Source organism: Burkholderia sp. AU39826 (assembly GCF_020419965.1).
Lineage (GTDB): Bacteria > Pseudomonadota > Gammaproteobacteria > Burkholderiales > Burkholderiaceae > Burkholderia > Burkholderia semiarida.
In genome coordinates this window covers 1-21392 of sequence record NZ_JAIZQG010000023.1, presented here as the reverse complement: position 1 = coordinate 21392, position 21392 = coordinate 1, and the positions used below count along the sequence as shown (strand labels likewise).

Here is a 21392-nt window from a genome sequence, read left to right as displayed (position 1 = left end):
GTGTTAGCTAATCCGCCTCGCCTCAAAAAACGGTGTTGGTAAACATGCTTAAGCCGGAGTGATCAATGAAGATTATCAGGACTTTGCTGGCTGTAGTGATGTTCTCGACATCATTTTTCGCGTGGGCTGATGATGTTTTAAGGACCTTTGCTCCATCTCCGGGGATCATGGCCGTAGTGAGAATTAAGGGGCAAAATTTGTTTTGGAGCTTATCTGGAAAGAGCGGGGTTAAGCAGGGGGAAATATTTATCGATTCAGAAAAGCCAATTAGTATAAAAATCGGTAGTTATGATTTTAGCGGGCGGCTCGGCTTTTGGGTGTCGCATACGGACGATGGAATGGGGACGTATGAAGTCGATAGGGTTTTCACGTTTCCCCCATCGTCTAATGAGTTTGTGGAGAGGTTTCCTTCATGCAGGGATGAATTTGCTAACCTTAGGATGGATGAAAAGAGGCGTTATTTGGTTAGCACTTATTGGAGTAGAAATGTTCCTAAAAGGTGTATTACTAGGTTGTCGGTTGAGAGGTGATAAATGGCTTAATTTAGCGGAAATGAGAATAATGGATCGTCAATAAAAAAGATGAAAACTCGAGATAAATTATAAATAACGTGTGCTTTTGAGGGGCGGTGCGTACTTATCGATTGGGAATTTTTTGGGGTTGATTTTTTGAGGGTTGGCTATTATGGGTGGTCGACACGGATTTGTATTCGGTGTCTCGCTGGTGTTATTTTGTCTGTTCTCAGTGCATCGAGTCTATGCGGCCGATGTTCCAGCCACTATTCAGGCGGAAATAAAGGCCCGTATTGGAGAAGTTCATAAATTGCAGCCGCCGATCATCGATGCGGCACCCGCAATGCAAGGGGTGTATATTTATTTTGTCGCGAATACATCTAGTTTTCCGGATTATGCTAAAGGTGATGGGCCTTACGTGCTTGATGCGCATCTAATATTTTATGATAAGAATCATATTTGGCGCGATGTATTATTCGATCGTTATGTGAAGGATGATGGGGTTCCTGAAATTTATACTGTGTTTTTTGCGAATGCAGATCATGATCGAAAGAGTAAGGAGGTCGTTGTTTTGGTGCGAATGCCACTGAATCATTACGACTACGGTGGGGAGTATTACGATGGCTATGTCTATAAGTTGACTGGCGATCCTCAAGCGGGAGCTGTCTTTGCCGGACTGCAAAGTGATGCCAGCGCACCTTTCTTGAACCAATGTGAATGTGGTTTCCGCGATGGGCGCTCAACGCATGCTCGTTATAAGGATGCTGAATCGATTCGAAAGGTACTAGAGAAAAAATATTCAAATTCGCTGCCGAAAAATAAATGATTGTTGTGAGGGGGGTAATTGCACCAATTATTGTCAGCGATGATTGAGTGGGTTTGATAAGAGGATTTAATATATTTGCGTGGTCAGGGAGGTTCTCCTTTGAAAGTAAAAATGTTCGTACTTATTGGTCTGCTGGCTGCCTCGGCTCAAGGTTGCTGCCGGACTACTAGTGTTGCGACCACAGTAAAATCTTTCGATTTGACCGTGCGAACGATGACTGAGGACGTTCACTGCTTAATCGACAAAGAACCAATACACACTACGCTGAGTTCCGACGGTGAGGCGGTTATCGTGTCCGGTACTGACTACGTTCTTGTCAATGAACTAAATCATTGCAAGGCCAGCAAGCCGGTTCATGTGAGGCGCGCAGCCCCGCATGTGGGCTTCCTCTCGGACGTAAACGTCAAGACGGGAATTTATGCATCAATGGTGCCGGTTACTGTTTCTCCCTTGGGTTTTGTGGCGATTGTTGGGAGGATCGGCAGTGACAGGAGTTTGGTTGAAATTCCAGGATTCTATCGAATCACTGTAAGTAAGTCCAAATTAGAAGAGGAGGCATCTTCAGATATGAATCCTGTTATATCACTTGATGGAAAGTATATGTCGTTGGATCGACATCGATGTGGGAAAGACTCAAAATTTGAAATCGTTGAAATACGAGCGGGAAGATCGGTCGAAATTGACAGTAAAACGTGCGAAAGATTATTCAATTTTCGAAGATGATTATTGATGCGCGTTGGCGGTTTTTGTGGTCGATGTATGGAAAAATTTCGTGCGCGACAAGAAATGATTGTTCTGCGAGGCGGGCAATACGCCGGACGGACGGACAAAAGGCGCAACAAATATTGGGAGACAAGGCATGAAGAAGTTTATCCTAATTTTATTGTTGACAATTTTACTGTCGAATGCGCGTGCGCAAGTTGTTACGTCTTGTGACGGAAGATATTCAGCGCAGGCTACTGGTCAAGCCGAAATGCTCGTTAAGCGAGACGGGAAGGAAATAAGGGTAGTTAAAATTGATCACAGTATTGATGGGGGTGTTTTTTCTTTGGATGAAAAGAGTTTCGTTGTTTATGGGTTGCCAAACAAGATAGATCTTCGCAGTCCTCAAGCAACATTTCTTTCAATTTATATATTAAAACCTAAGTTGGGAATGATTTTAAAAAGAACATACGGCGGCGGGATATATGATGTTGCGATTGGTTCTGATCGGAGGTCGATGTTAATTTCTAGCCGTTTTGGATTTGATGTCATAGATATAAAAGATATGAAAATCAAGTCTTCTGATCCAGGGTCGGAGCCACAGTTTTCAATGCAGAAATGCAAAGATTAACAACTGACTTTGAGGCTGTTATGAAATCTCCCATCCGCAAAGCCGACAAACTCGAGCACGGCGGCGAAGTCACCAGCGGCTCGCCCTGGACGACATTCATGGGCCGCCCGCTTGCTCGTAAAGGCGACGAGGCGACCTGCGAACTGCACGGCCGGACTGTCATTGACGAGGGCGCCGACAAGTTTCCCGATCGCGACCACAAGCCATTCGCGCTGGACGGCCATCGCTGCGCATGTGGCTGTCGGTTGATCTCGTCGCTGCCGAACGTCCACTTCGAATAATGCCCGTCGACCTCTCTCAAGCGGGGCACCCGAGCGCTTATCCGCGCCGCCCACGGTTCTGGCCGTGGTGGTTCTGCATTTGGCTGACCTGCGCGGTGTCCGGAGCGGCCGTTGTCCTGCTGATATGGCCGAAGGGTGAACGCGCGGGCAGCCCATGGTTCTGGTTCTGCGTCGCCGGTATCCCGAACGGTTTTTTCGGCTTTCTCTTTGCGATCGAGCGAGCGCGCTATGAGGCCGTGTGGTATCGCGCGTATCACCGCAACCTCCATCGCGACCGATGGCTGGCGGAGCGCATCCGTTTCGCGCAGCAGCCGCTACGGGTGCTTGGCATCGGCTACTGCTTGCCCTTGAACGATCAGACGCTTGCCCAGGCGATTCGTGTTGGCGCGCGTCTGCCGCGACAGCAGCAGCCCCGTTTTGGCGCAGGTGTCGTCGAGCATTGCCGCTTTGATGATCCTCCGGAAACATTCGATGAACCCGACGTGGCTGATCCGGCGCAGGAAAGCGTGGCCGATGCGGTAGTCGATGCGGCTCCAACGCGACCTGTTACCGAGCTTGCACTCAAGATCGCCGAAGCGCTTGACCCGCTCACCCCGATCCTGCACACGCTCACGCAGTATGAATCAGCTTACTGGCCAAAGGTGCGTGTGCTGGCCGAACCCGGCGAGGAAGCTTTGCGCGAACACGAGGTGCGCGACGCGCTCCAATTGGCGGGCCTGCCATCGCTCACCGTGTTGGCCGTACCTGCTTCGCACGGGTTGCTGGTGGCCGACGCATGGCTCGACGCTCGCGAGGCATGCCCGCTGCTTGTGATTGCAACGGTATGGCACGAAGAACAGCCTCCGACCGGTAGCACGGAGGGATGTGTCGCGATACTGCTCGATGCCGGCTTCTACGCTCTACCGGAAGATGTGCCCGTGATGGCAGCCCTGCATCGACCCGTCGAGGGCAAGGCCGACGAGATCGAGTACGGCTTCGCGAATGCCGTGATATGGGGCAGCGCGGATTTCGCCGCCGTGACGCGTGCATGGGTCACGCGTGCCGTCAAGCGGTGCAATCAGGGGCTGCGTATCGCGAACCTGGATGCGCTTGCGAGTGGCGATGCCCAATGCGACCTCGCCTACATCGTGGGCGATTTCGGTAGCGCCAGCGGCTGGCTGTCCGTCGCAGCCGCAAGCGAATGGGGTGCGGCGGGCACGCCGCAACTGATCGTCGATGGCGTGCAGTCGGCCATTGTTCACGTCCTTCCCGGTACGCATGGGAAGGAAACTTTGTTGCCTGAACACACTCAGCATGATCGATCCGAAACTGACCTTGCGACCGCTTGACTCGGCCCATACTGTCGAATCTGCGCCTTCTGGACGCGTCGCGCTCTGGGGCGTGATCGCTGCTGCGCTGATCGCCGCCGCGTTCGCGATTGGCCTCGTGTGGGGCCGCGGCGATCTGTTCGATCTCTCGCCCGGCATGGCGCGTATGCAGGTCGTGATCGTCATCGTCATCGCCCTGATTCTCTTCATCGCTATTCACCTCAGCTTGTTTTTCATCGGCGCGTATGCCGTCGCCGGACAGATGTTTCGCAAGGAGACCGGCGACACGACGAAGGCGCGGAAGCCGCTGAAACGCGATGCCCGTCTGCAACGTATGGTCGATGAGCTACGTGTCTCGCAAGGCTGGCGCTGGCGATACCGGTCACCATGGCTGCTGGTGAACGGGACGAACGTGTTGATCGACAAAGTCGCGCCCGGCCTCAAGCGCGCGGGTGCGATGTCCGTCGGCAACGCGATCCTCGTGCACGCCGAACCCGACGGTATCGAGGCGGGTGAGTGGCGCCGCCAAATCTGGATGCTGCGTCGTCGCCGGCCGGTCGATAGCGTGGTGCAGGTTACGGACGCGGATGAGCGCGATACCGAGCTGCCGCGTGTGCTTGCCGCGCTCGCGAACGATCTCGGCTGGGCCGCGCCCGTTACCTTCCTGCATGCGGTGCCCGTGCGGGGAGGGAGCCCCGAGACGTTCGACGCGATTGGCGCATTTTCGCAACTCGCACACAACGGGGCGCCCGCGGCGGTCGCCACCTTGCGCGATCAGCTTGCCGCTATCGAACGTGATACGGCGGACGCAGGCGTGCGGCTTTGTACGGAAGCCTCGCACATCACCTGTCTCGCCGAGATCTCGCGATACATTGGTAAACAGCACGAACACATCGCCGCGAGCTGGCAAGCGCTACTTGCTTCGCACTGTTTGCGAGCCCCGCTGGCGGGCGTGATGTTCGCACCCGTATTCGCAACGACGGTGACCATGCCGACGCCTGCCCCGGTCGCCGAGGGTGGGGACGGGGGCGCGGCGCCAAACGCTGCAACTGTTCCGAACGGAACGGTTGAGTTCGCGAGGCAACCCGCCGCGTTGTTGCCGACGTGGCTGGAAATTGCCAATCGACGAGGCAATGGTCGGCGCGTGGGGTTCTACTGGTCGAACGCGCTGGCGATGTGTGTGACCCTTGCCACGATTGCATGGTGCGTATGGATGACCACGTCGTTCATTGGCAACCAGCAACTCATGCGCGAGGCGCAGGCGACGGCGAATGCTGCCATCGGCGCCCGGCCACAGACTGCAGTTGCCTGGCGCACGCAACTCGCGCTACAGCAGTTGATGGAAAAGCTTGAATACCGGCAGCAGCATGGCGCACCGTGGTACCTGCGCGCGGGCCTGTCGCGCAATGACGAAATCCTGAGCGGCCTCTGGCAACCATACCGAATCGCGGCGACCCGTAACTTGCAGATACCCGTCGTGCAAACGATCGACGGGCTGCTGAAAGCCGCGGACCAGGCGCGCGCCGACAGCCTTCAATCGCAGGACATACGCAGCAGTACCTACAATGCGCTCAAGACTTACCTGATGCTTGGCGATCCGTCGCGAGCCGATCCGGCGTTTCTAAGGCGCCTGCTGGTCGCCTTGTGGCCGAGACCCGTCGAGATGTCGCTAGGCGAGCGCGACGATACCGGCCGGCGGCTCGCGGCGTTTTACGCCGATCACCTCAAAGCGCATCCCGAATGGCGGATCGCGATGGACGACGGTGTTGTGACCGCGACCCGGAACATGTTGATCACGCAAATGGGACTCGCATCGGCCGACGACACGGTGTACCAAAGTATTCTCGACGACGTTACGAACAAATACGCCGACGCGTCGCTCGAAACCCTTTTGAACGGTTCCGATGCCTACGGGATGTTCACGGCGTCGCAGACTGTACCGGGAATCTATACGCGCGCGGCATGGGACGGGATGATCGCTGCGGCGATCGACAAGGCATCCCGCGAACGCCGGGTGAGCGGTGACTGGGTGTTGACCGGTTCGCAGGCGCCGCAGCCGATTGGCAATACGCTCGCGCAGGGCATGGTCCAAGCCAAGCCAATCGTCGACGAGAAGCGCGCGGCCGAGGAACTGAAGCAGCGGCTGACGGCGCGCTATTTTGACGAGTACACGGCTGCGTGGCAGCGCATACTCAACAGTATGAAATGGCAGCCGGCATCCAATCTCGGCGGTGCGGTGGCACAGCTTTCGCGGCTCGCGGATGCACAGACCTCGCCGTTGATCGCGCTGATGAAATCCGTGCGGTATCAGGCCCAGGCGGGCCGCCCGTCGCAGGCGCTGGTTGACACGCTGGTGCGCAAGGCGCAAGACCTGATCGGCACGGACGAGCAGGCAGGGGCGGCCGTCGTGAGCCCGCTCGACAAGCCGTTCGGTCCGCTGCTCATGCTGATGAGCGACACGGGCGCGTCGCCGGCCGCTGCAAACGCGAAGAGCGCTCTGCCGGCCGGTATCGCGCTGACCGGTGTGAGCCTGTCGCGCTACCTGACGGCAGTCACGACGATGCGGCTGAAGTTGCAGCAGATTTCCGGCAGTCCGGATGCGCAGGCGATGGCGCGCTCGCTCGCGCAGGCGGTATTCCAGGGGAAGTTGTCGGAGCTGTCCCAAGCACGCGATGACGCAGCGCTGACGGCTGCAAGTCTGGGTACGGCGTGGGCGGGTTTTGGCGACGCGGTGTTTGCGCAGCCACTCGAGGCCGCATGGCAGACGATCCTGCAACCGGCCGCGGCGAGCCTGAACGACGCATGGCGAGCCAGCGTTGCCGCGCCCTTCAACGCGGCGATGAGCGGCCGCTATCCGTTCTTCGATACGCAGGCCGATGCATCCTTCGCTGAGCTTGGCCGCTATGTGCGGCCCGACACCGGATTGATTTCGCGTTTCGTCACTACACAACTGGCCGGCGTGATGAAGCTGGAGGGCGATCACTGGGCGCCGAACGAGTTTGCGCCGCAGGCGCTGCAGTTCGATCCGAAATTCCTGAGCGCCGTCCGGCAGCTGTCGACGGTGGGCGCACAGCTCTACTTGCAGGGCGACGCGGGACAGAAATTCGAAATGATGGCCCTGCCGACGCCGGAGGTAACACGCTCGGAACTGTCGATCGACGGCAAGCAGATCGTCTATTTCAATCAGCAGGAACGCTGGACGCCGCTGGCGTGGCCAGGCAATGGCCTGAACGGACACGCGGGGCTCACGTGGCAGACGCTCGACGCGGGCCTGCGGCAGGCGTTTGATTCGACCGGCGATTGGGCGTTCCTGCGTCTGCTGAGCAAGGCGGACGTCACGCAGCTTGATAGCACGCGCTATCGGCTCACGTGGAACACCGGGAGCAGCGAGCCGCTTTCGTATGTGCTGCGCACACAGGTCGGCGCCGGGCCGATTGGCCTACTGAAACTGCGCGGATTCCGAATGCCCGATCGCATTTTCATCGTCGGCAACGCCGGTGTCGTGTCTACCATGCCGCTCCTGCCGCCGCTGCCACAGGATCTCCAGCCATGAGTGAAGGCAAAAACGAACCGGTGATACCCGAAGGCGTTGGCTTCGGCGCGGAGGACGATCCGTACCTGCGCTACTTCGATGCCGAGATGCGCTACCTGCGCGAAGCGGCGCGGGAATTTGCGAAGGAACAGCCGCAAGGCGCCCGCCGTGTGGGAATGACGATGATGCCCGGTGCACTCCACGACAGTGTCGAGCAGACTTACGAGGGCTTCGCTTTCCTCACGAGCCGGCTGCGCATGAAGCTCGACGACGCCTATTCGGAAATCACCGATCCGCTGATCGACCACCTTTGGCCGCATGCGGGTCGCACGATTCCGTCGCTGGCGATCCTTGCGTGCATGCCCCGCACCGGCGAGGCGCGGATTCTCGATACGTTGCCGCCGGGGTTACAGGTTCATTCGACACCGGTCGGCCGGGACGGGACGATATGCGTTTATCGGACCACTCAGGCGGTAAGCCTGTTGCCGCTCGGCGTGCGCGAGGCGGGTGCGCGTATGCGCGAGGACGGTCGCACGGTGATTCGGCTCGCGTTCGACCTGCTGCACCGCGAGCAGCGGTTGCTGGATGACCTGTCGCGTATCCGGCTTTACCTGCATGGCGACCGGCCGACCGCATCCGCGCTGTACGCAGTGTTCACGCGCCAGGTCGAGTCGATCGGCGTGCGCATGCCGCGCCTGCTCGACGGCCAGCTACAGCCGCGTCCGGCGATGAAGTTCGAGGCGGCCGGCTTTGGCGCACAGGAGCGACTGTGGCCGGTCGATCACGACGCACGCGACGCCGCTCTCGATCGCGAGCAGACGATGCTCGAATATTTCGCGTTCCCCGAGAAGTTCCACTTCGTCGACTTGTGCGGTTTCGACGCGGCGAGTGTGCCACCGGGCGAAACGCGTCTTGAATTCGAAATCGTGATCCGGGATCGGATACCCGGTGACGCCACGTTCGGCGCGGACAATATCCGGTTGTTCTGCACGCCGGTGATCAACCTGTTCGAGCTGGACGCGCAGGCAATCCGGCCCAACGGACACGATCGCGACTATCCGGTGCTCCCTCCCAGGTCGGCGGGCGAGCACGTCGAGCCCTACGATGCGCTGTCGGTCGTGGCGACCGATCCGCGCACCGCCAATCAATACGCGTATCGGTCGATCAAGGAATTCCGTCACCGCGGCGGGATGATGCGGCACGAATCGCCGGATCGCTACTACCACGCATCGATTCGGCAAGGCGTGACCGGCCAGCGCGAGATGGTCGTGACGTTGGGCGGGCATTCATGGGATGAGCCGGGCAGCTTGCCGGACGCGCACGTGACGGTCCGGGTATTGGCAAACAATGGCCGATTGCCGCGCATGGCCCTGCGTGAATCGACGATTGCCACGCCTGCTTCGACCTTTAACGGTGTCGAGCGCGTATGCAACCTGACGGCCCCGACGATGCCGCTGTATCCGCCGCGCGGACGCGACTATGACTGGCGGGTGATTTCTCACTTCAACACGGCCGGTGCGGGCGAACTGAACATGATGGACGCGAACGTGCTGCGCGGCGCGCTGTCGTTGTACGACTGGACGCGACAGGACGATAACCGGCGACGTATCGAGGCGATCGACTACGTGTGGCTCGACGAGGAAACGGAACGGGTGGGTATGCGCGTCGATCGCATCGTGAATGTGAACGTGGGTATCGAGCCGTCGGGTTTCGCCGGGCCGGGCGACGTCGCGCTGTTCGGCGACGTACTCAGCCGCTTCGTAGGCCGCTACGCGTGTTGCCACTTTGCAGTGCGACTCGTTCTGTACGAAGGCGTCGGGGGGCCGATTCGGCGCTATCCGTGCGTGAGCAAGACGGGAGACTGGTTGTGATACCGAGAAACCATCGGAGGATGCGAAGCATTCGACTGGTAGCGGACCCGCCGCTGACCATCCCTGACAGTGTGCGGCCGGCGCTCCGCTAGAATGCCGGATTGCCGCTGCTTGACGCAGGCGGCGCTTCGCGCGCTACACTGCGCCATGCCATCCCCGTTCAACTTTCCATCCTGCCGACGATGACGTCTCCTGTCCTGACCGGCCTGCGCATCGGCATCACGATCGGATTGCGTGCCCCCGACGAAAGCCTGTGGATCAACGGCATCAAGCAGAACGCGCTGTTCCTCGCGAAGCTGCTGATGGCGTCGCCGCACGGCTACCGCGTGACGCTGGTGAACACGACCGACGTGCCGCTGACCGACGCGCTGCCGTGGGACCGCAGCGTGTACGACACGCGCGCGTTCGCCGACATGAAGGACGCGCTCGACGTGATGATCGAGCTTGGCGGCCAGATCGACGGCGAGCAGACGGCCTACCTGAAAGCGCGCGGCGTGAAGCTCGTCAGCTATTGCTGCGGCGTCGAGTACATCAACGCGATGGAGTCGATGCTGTTCGGCCGCCGGCTGTGGGATTCGCTGTTCATCAACCGCGGCTACGACGAGGTGTGGGCGATTCCGCAGATCGCGCCGTCGTCGCTGCCGTTCCTGCAGTCGCTGCGCCGCTGCCCGGGGCGCGTCGTGCCGTTCGTGTGGGATCCGATGTTCCTGACCGAACGCGCGCGCTCACTGCCCGAGCACGGCGAATACCGGCCGCGCAGCGAGCCCGGCAAGCGGCTCACGGTGATGGAGCCGAACCACAACGTCGTGAAGTTCTGCGTGTATCCGATGCTGATCATCGACGAAGCGTATCGCCGCGACCCGGACGCGATCTGCTTCACGCACGTGACGAACGCCGATCGCCTCGCGCACGACAGCCCGGAGTTCGTGATGCTGATGAACTACCTCGACATCGTGCGCGCGGGCAAGGCGAGCTTCGTCGGGCGTTTCGATACGCCGCTGTTCCTGGCCGACCTGACCGATATCGTCGTGTCGCACCAGTGGTCGAACCCGCTCAACTATTTCTATTTCGACGTGTGCTGGCAGGGCTATCCGCTGGTGCACAACGCGAGCCTCGCGCCCGATCTCGGCTACTACTATCCGGACAACGACGTGCAGCAAGGCGCCGATGCGCTGCTGCGCGCGCTGCATACGCACGACGACGACTGGCAGGCGTACACGCGGCGCCAGCGCGAGATCCTCGGCCGTTACACGTCGTCGAATCCGGCGCTCGTCGCCGAGTATGACGCGCTGCTCGCGAACCTGATCGGCGCGACGGCCGCCTGAGCCGATTTTCCGCGGTACCGGTTCGTTGCGGCCTGCGCGCCGTCCGCCGCCGCCGGGTTTGTCCCGCCCTCATGTCTGACGAAATCATGCCGTTAAAAAAGAAACCGCCGAACGCGATCGGTTCGACGGTTTTCGAAGGCACGAAATTGACGGCTCCGAGGGAAGTCCGTCAAAAACAAGTTTATAGGTTAACAAGTTGGAAAGATTGTTAAATATGTTTCAATCTATAATCTTCATATAATTGAAGTTGGTATTATTGATTAAATGAAGATTGATTCCACATGGAATTTTAATAATATCGTTTGAAACGTGAAAATTGAATGCCGCGATGATCGAATGGCGGGCGGAAACGGGTTTCTCGCGGGGCGGCTCGTGTATGGGGAACGGTGTTTCACCGCGGCCTGTCGCGCGTGATCGGTACTTCACGGCACGGTATTGGTCAGATCAATTGACGGTGCCCTGATTCTCGAGACGGGGAATTCGCGAAGAGACGATTCAGATAAAACTGTTTCGACGAAAAAGATAAACGACTCAAGCTTCGGGTTCCTTGTAATTCGGGTTGTGTAACCTGTCGCACTGTCGGCATCGCGCGTGCGTGATGTATTTCAGGTAACCGAATATCGCAAAAAATATCGAATTTGACGGCGCCGCAGCGAACAATCCGCTCCCCGGAAAAATCGACATGACAGGATGGGCCGGGTAGGGCGGCGGAGCGCGTCGAGGTCGGCTCGTTCCGCTGATGTGTTGAGGTCGAGCCGCGATCGGCGGCTCGCCATTTGCCGGAGCGCCGGATGAATGCGGTCGAAGCTCGCCAGGAGGCGAATCGGAAAGCGAATCGCGACGAAATCGACCGCGTGTTCGGCGCGCGCGACGATCATCCCGACCTCGCGTCGGTACGCAGTTTCGTCGAAAGCCGGCTCGGTTTCGCGCGCGAGCCCGTGTGCCGCGCCGACCTGTCGGGCGGCGTGCTGTACCAGGAATGCCTGGCGCGGCTGCGATGGGGCGAGCGCGACGCGCTGCCGCCGCTCGCCTTCCTGCCGCGCCTCGAAGCGCTCGGGCTGATGCGCTGGTTCGACCGGTTGGTGGTCGGCCGGATGATCGACGCGCTGCGCGCCGATCCCGGTGCCGTGTACGGGTGCAACATCGCGGCGGCCAGTGCGGTCGTGGATGACGCGTGGCTCGGGATCTTCAGGCGGCTCGAGTGCGAGCCGTCGGTGGCGGCGCGGCTGGTGGTCGAAATCACGGAGACGGGGCCGCTGAACCCTGTCGCGGGCCGGTCGTTCGTGGACCGCCTCCGGCGCGCCGGGTGCCGGATCGCGATCGACGATTTCGGTGTCGGTTTCAGTGCATTGAACAATCTGGTGGTCGGCAATCCCGACATCGTGAAGCTCGACCGCTCGATTCTGTCGATGATCAAGCGCAACGCGATCGGGCGATACCGGTTTCGCCGGTTGATCGCGTTTGCGCATGAAGGTGCGCGGCACGTCGTCGTCGAGGGCGTGGAAAGCGAGATGGACCGGCAGATCATCGTGGATGCCGGCGTCGCGTGGGCGCAGGGCATCCGCTTTTCGTGGCGGTCGCCGGCCGCCGCGTGATCGCGGCAACGGGCAGGGCGGCGCGCGGGATGCGCGTCGGGGGCGGGACGAATCGCAAAAAGGGGCGTGGAGATGGCGGAGACGAAAGCCGGAGGCGGAACGGGCACGCAGGCAACCGATGTGCGCGGCCTGATCGCCCTCGCCGAACTGGCCGACATCCTGGGGCAACTGGGCGCCGAGTCGCCCGATGCACCGATCGATGTCGCGCCCTATCTCGACGGCCTGACGACCGTCGCGCGCCGCATTCAGCGGATGAACCCGCTCGACGCGGGCGGCCGCGAGCTGGCGGCGCGGCACTATTACGCGGGCGTCATTGCCGGCGCGTGCGGTGACGAGTCGGCGATCGCGCGCGGCGTATGCGACAGCCTCGTCAGGCAATCGGGCCGCGCGGGCCGGTCGGCGGCCCGTTGTTTCGCGGTGCTCGCGCGCATCGGGCGGCGGCACGGCCGCGCGTTCGCCGCGCAAAGCGGCGATCGGGTACGCGTGTAACGCGACGGGCGCGTGCGATCGCAATCAGCCGAGCGGGCGATCGGCGAACAGGTGTTGGATCTGCGTGGAATAGGCACGCACGTTGTGCTCGGCGAGCGCGTCGACCTGGTGCAGGCAGCGCCGGGCGGCGGCCGCGTAGTCGATGAGCCGTGCGTCGTGCGTCTGCGCGGCGGTCGCGATCGCGCGCGCCGCATCGAAGATCTCGAAGTCCGGATAGTAGTAGCCGACGTCGCGCAGGAACGGCGAGTTGTGCACGAGCGGGTAGTTGCCGTACAGCGCGTCGTACAGCAGGTAGTTCAGGCCGTTTTCCCAGTGGTGCGACACGACGATGTCGGTGTGATGCGCGGCCCACGCGACGAACGGTGCGCGCACGTCGGCGGTGGCCTTGCCGTCGCGCACCATCTCGAGCCCGAGCGCGAGATGCTTGAAGGCGACGTTCTCCTTCTTGTCGAACGTGTTGGTCATGTACACGTGCTCGACGAGTTCCGGATGGTCGACGTAGCACGCGTTCGCGGCGAGCATCGGCACGATCGCGCTCTTCACGACGTTCAGGTTCGGCTCGAAGAACGCGATGCGCTTGGCCGGGCCGTGGTTGCGATAGCCGAAGCGCGCCTTCAGCTCGGGATCGGCGTCGAGGCTGCGTTCGATGAAATACGGCGACCAGATATGCGGCAGCTCGATCACCGGCGCGCGGTACACGGCCTGGAAATACGCGGCGCACGTGTGCATGTGCTGCGGATTGGTCCAGATCTCGTCGAACTGCACGCGGTGCGGGTTCGGTCGCCAGTCGTTCTTCTCGAAGTTGATCGTCTCGACCGCGATCACGTAGTCGTTGCCGAAGCGGTACGACACGCACTTGCCGCCGCGCCGGCGCACGACGTCCGTGTGCGACGGGTCGATGAACGCGTTCATCTCGATCAGCAGGTCGGTCTGGTGGACAACGGCCGACAGCGGCCGCAGCGCGTCGCCGAACGCGTCCATCATCAACGCCTGCGGATACTCGGTGACGCCGTCGTCGTGCGCGAGCCAGACCTCGCCGATCAGCGGCGACTGCTTCAGCAGCATGTACAGGTACACGCAGTGCTGGTTCGCGCCGTTGTACCAGATCGACTGCGTCGCGTCGCGCTGCACGTTCATCGTTATCGCGACATTGAGTTTCATCGGATCGGCTCCGTGGGGCGGAAACAGGTCACGCGTCGCGATAGAGCGTGGCGATCGCGTCCGTATAGGCCGCGACGTTCTCGGGGTTGTAGATGCTGACCGAGTCGAGCACGTGCCTCGACTGCTCGCGATACGCGTCGAGATTCGCGTCGTGCTCGGCGAACGCCTGCAGCAGCGCGCGACCGCCCGCCTGGCAGTCGAAGTCCGGATAGAAATACCCGGCCTTGCCGAGGAACGGCGAGTTGTGGATCAGCGGATAGTCGCCGTACAGCAGCTCGTAATACAGGTAGTTCTGCGCGTTCTCCCACGTGTGCGACACCACCGCGTCGCCGTACGCGGCCATGAACTCGTACACCGCGTAGCGGCTTTCGAACGTCGTGATCCCGTGGTTCACGATGTCGAGGCTCTTCGCGAAGTGCACGAACGTCGGATGTTCCTTCAGGTGGATCGTGTTGCACACGCGCACGAACTCGAGGAACGCCGGATTCGCGCGGTAGGCTTCCTCCGTGATCAGCATCGGGATGATGCTGGTCTTCACCATGCAGATGTTCGGCTCGAACATCGTCACGCGCCACCGGGGCTTGCCGGGCTGATAGCCGAACGACAAACCGGCGCCGAGCGTCGCGCGCGCCTTGTCGAACAGCATCGGATGCCAGATGTGCGGGACGATCGTGACCGGTGCGCGCAAGCCCGTCTGGTAATAGTGCAGGCACGAGCGCTCGAATTCGGGAATCGTCCACACCGCGTCGTACGGCGCGCCCGAGAACAGGAAGCCCGACGGCTTGTCGAACATCGCGCGTTCGATGTCGATCACGTAGTCGTTGCCGACCCGCATCGTGACGACCTTGCCGCCGCGCTCGCGGAACGCGCGCAGGTAGTCCGCGCCGAATTGCGCGCTCATCTCGATCAGCACGTCGCAGCGCTCGAGCGCTTCGTCCATCGACAGCAGCGGCACGTTCCACTCGCCGAGCATCATCTGCGGATCGGCGACCTGTTCGCCGCCGTTGACCATCACGGCATCCGCGACGAGCGGCGACTGGCGCAGCAGCAGGATCAGCAGCAGGCAGTTCTGGAAAATGCCGTTTTCCCACAGCGACTGGCCGGCGCCGCGCACGAACAGCGACACGCCGACGACGAGACGCTTGCCCTCGCCGGGCGCTTGACGGGCATTGGAGTCCGACATGCGTATGCTCCGGTTCAGGCGACCAGACGCGAGACGAACGCGTCGAGGTTCGCGGGGTTGTCGATCGAGACCGACTGCAGCAGCCGGCCGGCTTTCGCGCGGTAGTCGTCGAGGCGTTCGTCGTGATGCAGCCACGCTTCGAGCAGCGCGCGGCCGCCGGCGGCCGAATCGAAGTCCGGGTAGTAATAGCCGGCGTCGCCGATCAGCGTCGAGTTGTGGATCAGCGGATAGCCGCCGTACAGCACGTCGTAATACAGATAGTTCTGTCCGTTTTCCCAGTGGTGCGACACGACCGCATCCGCGTGGCGCGCCATGAAGCCCGGCAGGTCGAGCCGCGGTTCGAACGTCGCCTTGTGCTGGCGCACGAGATCGAGGCTGTTCGCGAAGTGCAGGAAGGTCGGATGTTCCTTCATGTGCATCGAATTGACGACGAACATGTGTTGCACCGCATCAGGCCGCGCGCGGTAGAAAGCGTCGCACGCGAGCATCGGGTAGTGACAGGACTTCGCGACTGAGATGTTCGGCTCGAGCGTCGCGAGCCTCCACGGCCGCTGGCCGGGCCGATAGCCGAACGTCGCGCCTTCGTCGGCGAGCGTGGCCACGCGGCGCTCGAGGAAGTACGGCGACCAGATGTGCGGCATCAGGTGAACAGGTGCGCGCAGGATCGTTCGCAGCATCGGCGCGGCGGTCTTGTCGTATTGCGGCAGCAGCCATACTTCGTCGAACGGCGCGCCGTTGAACACGTGCCCCGACGGTTTCCCGAAGATCGGCGTCTCGCACAGGCCCGCATACACGTGCCCGCAGAAGAACGCGGTGATCTTCTTGCCGAGCGCCTTCATGTGCCGCAGCCATTCGACCGGCAACTGCGCGCCCATTTCGATCACGACGTCGAGTTCGTGTGTGACGTCGGCGGGTTTCACGAGCGGGATGTCGAGGCCGTCGAGTTCGAGCCCGGCCGGCAGTGCAGTGGCGTCGCCGCCGTTCAGGAAATAGACGGGGCCGACGCGGTCCGAGCGCTTGAGCATCATCGCGAGGAACGCGATGTTCTGGTGGATGCCGTTTTCCCAGATCGCCTGGCCGTCGCGCGCAAACAGCGAGATGCCGACCGCCGGCCGTTGCTTGCGGGTGCCGCCCGCGGCGGCTTCATTGATGTCCGTCACCGGTTGGTTTCCTCTGCGGCGTCGTGCGTCCGGGCATCGCGTCGAGCGTCTGGCCGGCAGCGGCGCGCCGTGGGTTGTCATGGTTGGATTCGCGCCGGTGCGCCGCGGTGTGCGAATCGGGCGACGAGATTCGCGAAGGCGGCAGCCGGATTCCGGCGTGTCGCCGGGCACGCCCGGCACGGCGCGCGTCGGGCAGGCTGCCCCGGCGACTGTCTGCGGCGATTGTGGCATGGAAACCGCCGTTTTTGGCAGGGCGTGACGAACTTTGACATAGCCGATGGCCAACTGGGACGGGCGCCGGCGAAGCGGCGCCCGGTGGTCCGGCGGAATTCCGGCGCGGCGGGTGCGGCCCGCCGGATAGCGCGGCCGCATGGGCGGCCGCAGGCGGCTCAGTGCTGCAGCCGGATTTCGACGCGGCGGTTGCTGGCGCGGCCTTCCGGCGTCGCGTTGGAGGCGACCGGATCGGCCTTGCCGCGACCCGACACCGTCATCGAATCGGTCTTCAGCCCATGCGCCTTCAAATAGGCGGCGACCGATTCGGCGCGGCGCTTCGACAGTGCGAGGTTATAGTCGTCGCTGCCCACCGAATCGGTGAAGCCGGTGACCGTCACCAGCGAGTACGTGCGGTCGGCGCGCTCGCTCAGCAGCCGGTCGAGCGATTCGCGCGCGGTCGGTGCGAGCGTCGCGTGGTCGGTCGCGAACAGCGCGTCGCCCGACAGGTTCACGCGCTCGACGACGGCGGCAGCGGGTGCGGGTGTGGCGGCCGAGGCCGCTTCGGCCTGTGCGACGCCGCACTGGAAGACCAGCGTGGCCGGATCGGATTGGTCGCGCAGCGCGCGGGCCGAATCGACGGCGCGCACGGGCTCGTCGCCGCAGATCTTGCGGGCGGCCTTCATGCAGGTCTGCGGGCCCGACAGCAGGCCGTGGCAGTCCACCTGGAAGGTGCGCACGCCGTCGCGCGGCTGCAGTTCGGAGGCGCTGAAGGTCGGACCGGATGCGGTCGAGCATGCGGCGAGGGCCGTTGCGGAAAGCGCGAGCGCAAGAGCGAGTTTGTTCACGGTTACATCCTCAATGCTTGGGTTGACTGAAGCCCGCCACGGGTTGCGCGGCGGGCTCGTCTGGCCGTCGAGGCCGCCGCGGGCCGGACGGCTGGCGAGCCGGGCGGCCGGGCGGCGCGACGCGTTACTTCCACTGGTACAGCACGCCGGCGCCGATCACCTTCTGACCGCCGCTGAAACCGCCGTTGATCGACGCCTTCAGGTTCTCCGTGATGCGCGCCTGCATGTTGACCGCCATCGCCTTCTGGCCGAGGAAGGTCGACGTGCCCACGCCCATCCCGAAGTTGGCGTCGCGATCGAGCTGCGGGATCGAGGCCATCGCGCCCACGGCCGCGATACCCTGCTTCGCCATTTGGTCGGTCTGCTGCAGTTGCGAACCCAGCGAGTTGATCTGCGCCTGCTGTCCCGACAGCGCCGTCGACAGCGTCGTCTGCACCTGCGTCAGCTGGTTCACGTTCACCGCGTCGGTGCCTTGCGTACCCGGTGCGACGTTCGTGATCTGGCGCTGCTGCGTGTCGCTGCCGACCGACACCACGTTCGAGCGGCCGCCGTCGTTGGAGCCGGCGCCGATCGCCACCGAGTTCGAGCCGGCGGTGACGGTCGGGTGATCGCTGCCGGTGCCGTTCATGTCGGCGGCGATGCCGTTGTTGTTCACTGCACGCGTCGTGTTGTTGTTGATCGTCGTCGACAACTGGTTCAACTGGTTGTTGATGTTCGTCACGCCGGTCGACAGCGACGCCACGTTGCTGTTCGTCGTGCTCAGGCCGGTCGACAGCGAACCGATACCGGTCGACGTCGACGTCGACAGCGAGGTGACGGTGCTGTTCGTCGTGCTCAGGCCCGTCGACAGCGAGCTGATCGCGGTCGAGGTCGACGTGGACAGCGAGGCCACGTTGCTGTTGGTCGTGCTCAGCCCGGTGGACAGCGAGTTGATGCCGGTGGACAGCGACGCGACGTTCGACGCGGTGGACGTCGACAGCGTGTTGAGCGCCGTGTTCGTCGCGTTGAGCTGGCTGCCGTTGATCGCATCCGTGCTCGTGGCCGAGATGCGGCCCGCGGCGACGTTCGTGATCTGGCGTTCCTGGCCCGGTGCGCCGACGCTCACCACGCCGACCGGCGAGCCGCCCGCGAACGGGTACGTGACGCCGCCGATCGTGGCGCTCGACGTGCCGACGGCTGCCGCCGTGACCGAGTTCGCGCCGAGTGCGATCGAGTTCGCGACGTTCGCTTGTGCGTTCGTGCCGAAGGCGAGCGCGTCGGCGGCCGTGGCCTTGGCGGCCGAGCCGTAGGCCTGGGCGCCGGTGGCGCTGGCCGTGGCCTGGCTGCCGAGCGCGATCGTGTTGTCCGCGGTGGCCTGGTTCGCGCTGCCGAGGGCGAGCGCGCTGGCGCCGGTTGCCGTGTTCTGGTTGCCGAGCGACACCGCGCCGTCGCCGGTCGCCGTGTTGTTCGCGCCCATCGCCACTGCGCCGGTACCCGTCGCCACGTTCGGATCGCCGATCGCGACCGCGCCATCGCCGGACGCCGTGTTGCCGGAGCCGATCGACACGGCCTTGCCGCCCGTTGCCGAGGCGTTCTGGCCGATCGCGACCGCACCTGCCGTCTGCGCGTTCGAGCCGTCGCCGACTGCCACGCTGCTGGCGCCCGCCGCACTGGCGTTCACGCCGGCGGCGAGGGCGTTGGTGCCCGTGGCGCCGTCGTTCGCGTAGTTGGCTTGCTGCACGCCGTTGTCGTTGACGCTGTAGTAATGCGTCTTCGCGGCGTTGATCGCGGTCGAAGTGGAGGTCGACAGCGACGATACCGCGCTGTTGGTGCTGCTCAGGCCGGTGGACAGCGAGCCGATGCCGGTCGACGTCGAGGTCGACAGCGACGTGATCGTGCTGTCCGTGCTGCTCAGGCCGGTGGACAACGAGCTGATGCCGGTCGAGGTCGAGGTCGACAGGGACGTGATGGAGCTGGTCGCGGACGACAGGCCGGTCGACGTCGAAGTCGACAGGGAACTGATGGAGCTGTTGGCCGACGACAGGCCCGTCGACGTGGAGGTCGACAGCGACGTCACCGAGCTGTTGGTCGAGCTCAGGCCGGTGGACAGCGAGTTGATGCCAGTCGAGGTCGACGTGGACAGCGAGGTGATCGAGCTGTTTGCCGAGGACAGGCCGGTCGAAGTCGAAGTCGACAGGGACGTGATCGAGCTGTTTGCCGACGAGAGGCCAGTCGACGTCGAGGTCGAGAGCGACGTGATCGAGCTGTTGGCCGACGACAGGCCCGTCGAAGTCGAGGTCGAGAGCGACGTGATGGAGCTGTTCGCGGACGACAGGCCCGTCGAAGTCGAGGTCGACAGCGAGGTGATTGAGCTGTTAGCCGACGAGAGGCCCGTCGAGGTCGAGGTCGAGAGCGACGTGATCGAGCTGTTGGCCGAGGACAGGCCGGTCGACGTGGAGGTCGACAGCGACGTCACCGAGCTGTTGGTCGAGCTCAGGCCGGTGGACAGCGAGTTGACGCCGGTCGAGGTCGATGTGGACAGCGATGTGATCGAACTGTTTGCGGAGGACAGGCCGGTCGAAGTCGAAGTCGACAGGGACGTGATCGAGCTGTTTGCCGACGAGAGGCCAGTCGACGTCGAGGTCGAGAGGGACGTGATCGAGCTGTTAGCCGACGACAGGCCGGTCGACGTGGAGGTCGAGAGGGACGTGATCGAGCTGTTCGCGGACGACAGGCCGGTCGACGTGGAGGTCGACAGGGACGTGATCGAGCTGTTAGCCGACGACAGGCCGGTCGACGTGGAGGTCGAGAGGGACGTGATCGAGCTGTTCGCGGACGACAAGCCGGTCGACGTGGAGGTCGACAGCGACGACACCGAGCTATCGGTCGAGCTCAGGCCGGTGGACAGCGAGCTGATGCCGGTCGAGGTCGATGTGGACAGCGATGTGATCGAGCTGGTGGCCGACGAGAGGCCAGTGGACGTGGAAGTCGACAGCGACGTCACCGAGCTATTGGTCGAGCTGAGACCCGTTGACAACGAGTTGATGCCGGTCGAGGTCGAGGTCGACAGGGACGTGATCGAGCTGTTTGCCGACGAGAGGCCCGTCGAGGTCGAAGTCGAGAGCGACGTGATCGAGCTGTTCGCGGACGACAAGCCAGTCGACGTGGAGGTCGACAGCGATGTCACCGAGCTGTCGGTCGAGCTCAGGCCGGTGGACAGCGAGCTGATGCCGGTCGAGGTCGATGTGGACAGCGATGTGATCGAGCTGTTGGCGGACGACAGGCCGGTCGAAGTCGAAGTCGACAGCGAGGTGATGGAGCTGTTGGCCGACGAGAGGCCCGTCGAGGTCGAAGTCGACAGGGACGTGATCGAGCTGTTTGCCGACGAGAGGCCAGTCGACGTCGAGGTCGAGAGGGACGTGATCGAGCTGTTTGCGGACGACAGGCCGGTCGACGTGGAGGTCGACAGGGACGTGATCGAGCTGTTTGCCGACGAGAGGCCCGTCGAGGTCGAAGTCGAGAGCGACGTGATCGAGCTGTTGGCGGACGACAAGCCGGTCGACGTGGAGGTCGACAGTGACGACACCGAGCTGTCGGTGGAGCTCAGGCCGGTGGACAGCGAGTTGATACCGGTCGAGGTCGAAGTCGACAGGGACGTGATCGAGCTGTTGGCGGACGACAAGCCGGTCGACGTGGAGGTCGACAGTGACGACACCGAGCTGTCGGTGGAGCTCAGGCCGGTGGACAGCGAGTTGATACCGGTCGAGGTCGAAGTCGACA

16 protein-coding genes are annotated in these 21392 nt (G+C 62.4%); 11 read left to right on the top strand and 5 right to left on the bottom strand.

All coding sequences use genetic code 11. From position 1 onward, the window contains the following. Nucleotides 1-65: 65 nt before the first annotated feature. The 11 genes from LGM42_RS27830 (at nt 66) to LGM42_RS27780 (ending at nt 13071) form a co-directional block, all read left to right on the top strand. Nucleotides 66-530 (top strand): hypothetical protein, encoded by a 465-nt coding sequence (locus LGM42_RS27830; RefSeq protein WP_226233885.1) that lies wholly within the window; start codon nt 66-68, stop codon nt 528-530. A 154-nt stretch (nt 531-684) separates the two neighbouring features. Beyond that, nucleotides 685-1338, top strand: coding sequence for a hypothetical protein (locus LGM42_RS27825; protein WP_226233884.1), 654 nt, complete (start codon nt 685-687; stop codon nt 1336-1338). Between the two features lie 111 nt (nt 1339-1449). Next, nucleotides 1450-2061: a hypothetical protein gene (locus LGM42_RS27820; protein ID WP_226233882.1), complete on the top strand. Its 612-nt coding sequence runs from the start codon at nt 1450-1452 to the stop codon at nt 2059-2061. A gap of 136 nt (nt 2062-2197) precedes the next feature. Beyond that, on the top strand, nt 2198-2671 hold the full coding sequence (locus LGM42_RS27815; protein ID WP_226233881.1) for a hypothetical protein: 474 nt from the start codon (nt 2198-2200) through the stop codon (nt 2669-2671). A gap of 20 nt (nt 2672-2691) precedes the next feature. Continuing rightward, entirely contained in the window at nt 2692-2952 is a 261-nt protein-coding gene (locus tag LGM42_RS27810; protein ID WP_226233879.1) for a PAAR domain-containing protein, read from the top strand. Beyond that, nucleotides 2952-4280, top strand: coding sequence for a hypothetical protein (locus tag LGM42_RS27805; RefSeq protein WP_226233877.1), 1329 nt, complete (start codon nt 2952-2954; stop codon nt 4278-4280). The genes LGM42_RS27810 and LGM42_RS27805 overlap by 1 nt, the downstream gene beginning before the upstream one ends. Continuing rightward, nucleotides 4246-7812, top strand: coding sequence for an ImcF-related family protein (locus tag LGM42_RS27800; protein ID WP_226233876.1), 3567 nt, complete (start codon nt 4246-4248; stop codon nt 7810-7812). Before LGM42_RS27805 ends, LGM42_RS27800 begins: the two co-directional genes overlap by 35 nt. After that, the gene (gene tssF / locus LGM42_RS27795) at nt 7809-9662 is read left to right on the top strand and encodes a type VI secretion system baseplate subunit TssF (RefSeq protein ID WP_226233960.1); all 1854 of its coding nucleotides are present in this window, start codon (nt 7809-7811) and stop codon (nt 9660-9662) included. Before LGM42_RS27800 ends, tssF begins: the two co-directional genes overlap by 4 nt. 182 nt (nt 9663-9844) lie before the next feature. Further along, nucleotides 9845-10987: a DUF2827 domain-containing protein gene (locus tag LGM42_RS27790; protein WP_226233875.1), complete on the top strand. Its 1143-nt coding sequence runs from the start codon at nt 9845-9847 to the stop codon at nt 10985-10987. A 791-nt stretch (nt 10988-11778) separates the two neighbouring features. Continuing rightward, nucleotides 11779-12582 carry an EAL domain-containing protein gene (locus LGM42_RS27785; RefSeq protein WP_226233873.1) on the top strand — a complete coding sequence of 268 codons (804 nt, stop codon included), beginning with the start codon at nt 11779-11781 and terminating at the stop codon, nt 12580-12582. Nucleotides 12583-12654: 72 nt separating this feature from the next. Continuing rightward, nucleotides 12655-13071: a hypothetical protein gene (locus LGM42_RS27780; protein ID WP_226233871.1), complete on the top strand. Its 417-nt coding sequence runs from the start codon at nt 12655-12657 to the stop codon at nt 13069-13071. A 24-nt stretch (nt 13072-13095) separates the two neighbouring features. On the opposite strand, the gene LGM42_RS27775 is transcribed toward LGM42_RS27780, so the two are convergent. The 5 genes from LGM42_RS27775 to LGM42_RS27755 form a co-directional block, all read right to left on the bottom strand. After that, entirely contained in the window at nt 13096-14232 is a 1137-nt protein-coding gene (locus tag LGM42_RS27775) for a DUF2827 family protein (protein ID WP_060315308.1), read from the bottom strand. A gap of 28 nt (nt 14233-14260) precedes the next feature. Beyond that, a complete protein-coding gene (locus LGM42_RS27770; RefSeq protein ID WP_124863263.1) occupies nt 14261-15415 on the bottom strand; it encodes a DUF2827 domain-containing protein in 1155 nt (384 codons plus the stop codon). A 14-nt stretch (nt 15416-15429) separates the two neighbouring features. Beyond that, nucleotides 15430-16575, bottom strand: coding sequence for a DUF2827 domain-containing protein (locus LGM42_RS27765; RefSeq protein WP_104012520.1), 1146 nt, complete (start codon nt 16573-16575; stop codon nt 15430-15432). A gap of 389 nt (nt 16576-16964) precedes the next feature. Next, nucleotides 16965-17633: an OmpA family protein gene (locus LGM42_RS27760; RefSeq protein ID WP_226233870.1), complete on the bottom strand. Its 669-nt coding sequence runs from the start codon at nt 17631-17633 to the stop codon at nt 16965-16967. 124 nt (nt 17634-17757) lie between these two features. Beyond that, nucleotides 17758-21392 (bottom strand): YadA family autotransporter adhesin (locus LGM42_RS27755; protein ID WP_226233958.1); only part of this gene is annotated, 3635 nt, incomplete at its 5' end.

Excerpts from the sequence above, each read along its gene's own strand:
- LGM42_RS27790 (WP_226233875.1), top strand. The coding sequence starts at position 9,845 with ATGACGTCTCCTGTCCTGACCGGCCTGCGCATCGGCATCACGATCGGA.
- LGM42_RS27815 (WP_226233881.1), top strand. The coding sequence starts at position 2,198 with ATGAAGAAGTTTATCCTAATTTTATTGTTGACAATTTTACTGTCGAAT.
- LGM42_RS27805 (WP_226233877.1), top strand. The coding sequence starts at position 2,952 with ATGCCCGTCGACCTCTCTCAAGCGGGGCACCCGAGCGCTTATCCGCGC.
- LGM42_RS27785 (WP_226233873.1), top strand. The coding sequence starts at position 11,779 with ATGAATGCGGTCGAAGCTCGCCAGGAGGCGAATCGGAAAGCGAATCGC.
- LGM42_RS27820 (WP_226233882.1), top strand. The coding sequence starts at position 1,450 with ATGTTCGTACTTATTGGTCTGCTGGCTGCCTCGGCTCAAGGTTGCTGC.
- LGM42_RS27810 (WP_226233879.1), top strand. The coding sequence starts at position 2,692 with ATGAAATCTCCCATCCGCAAAGCCGACAAACTCGAGCACGGCGGCGAA.
- LGM42_RS27770 (WP_124863263.1), bottom strand. The coding sequence starts at position 15,415 with ATGTCGGACTCCAATGCCCGTCAAGCGCCCGGCGAGGGCAAGCGTCTC.
- LGM42_RS27775 (WP_060315308.1), bottom strand. The coding sequence starts at position 14,232 with ATGAAACTCAATGTCGCGATAACGATGAACGTGCAGCGCGACGCGACG.
- LGM42_RS27800 (WP_226233876.1), top strand. The coding sequence starts at position 4,246 with ATGATCGATCCGAAACTGACCTTGCGACCGCTTGACTCGGCCCATACT.
- LGM42_RS27825 (WP_226233884.1), top strand. The coding sequence starts at position 685 with ATGGGTGGTCGACACGGATTTGTATTCGGTGTCTCGCTGGTGTTATTT.
- LGM42_RS27830 (WP_226233885.1), top strand. The coding sequence starts at position 66 with ATGAAGATTATCAGGACTTTGCTGGCTGTAGTGATGTTCTCGACATCA.
- LGM42_RS27780 (WP_226233871.1), top strand. The coding sequence starts at position 12,655 with ATGGCGGAGACGAAAGCCGGAGGCGGAACGGGCACGCAGGCAACCGAT.
- tssF (WP_226233960.1), top strand. The coding sequence starts at position 7,809 with ATGAGTGAAGGCAAAAACGAACCGGTGATACCCGAAGGCGTTGGCTTC.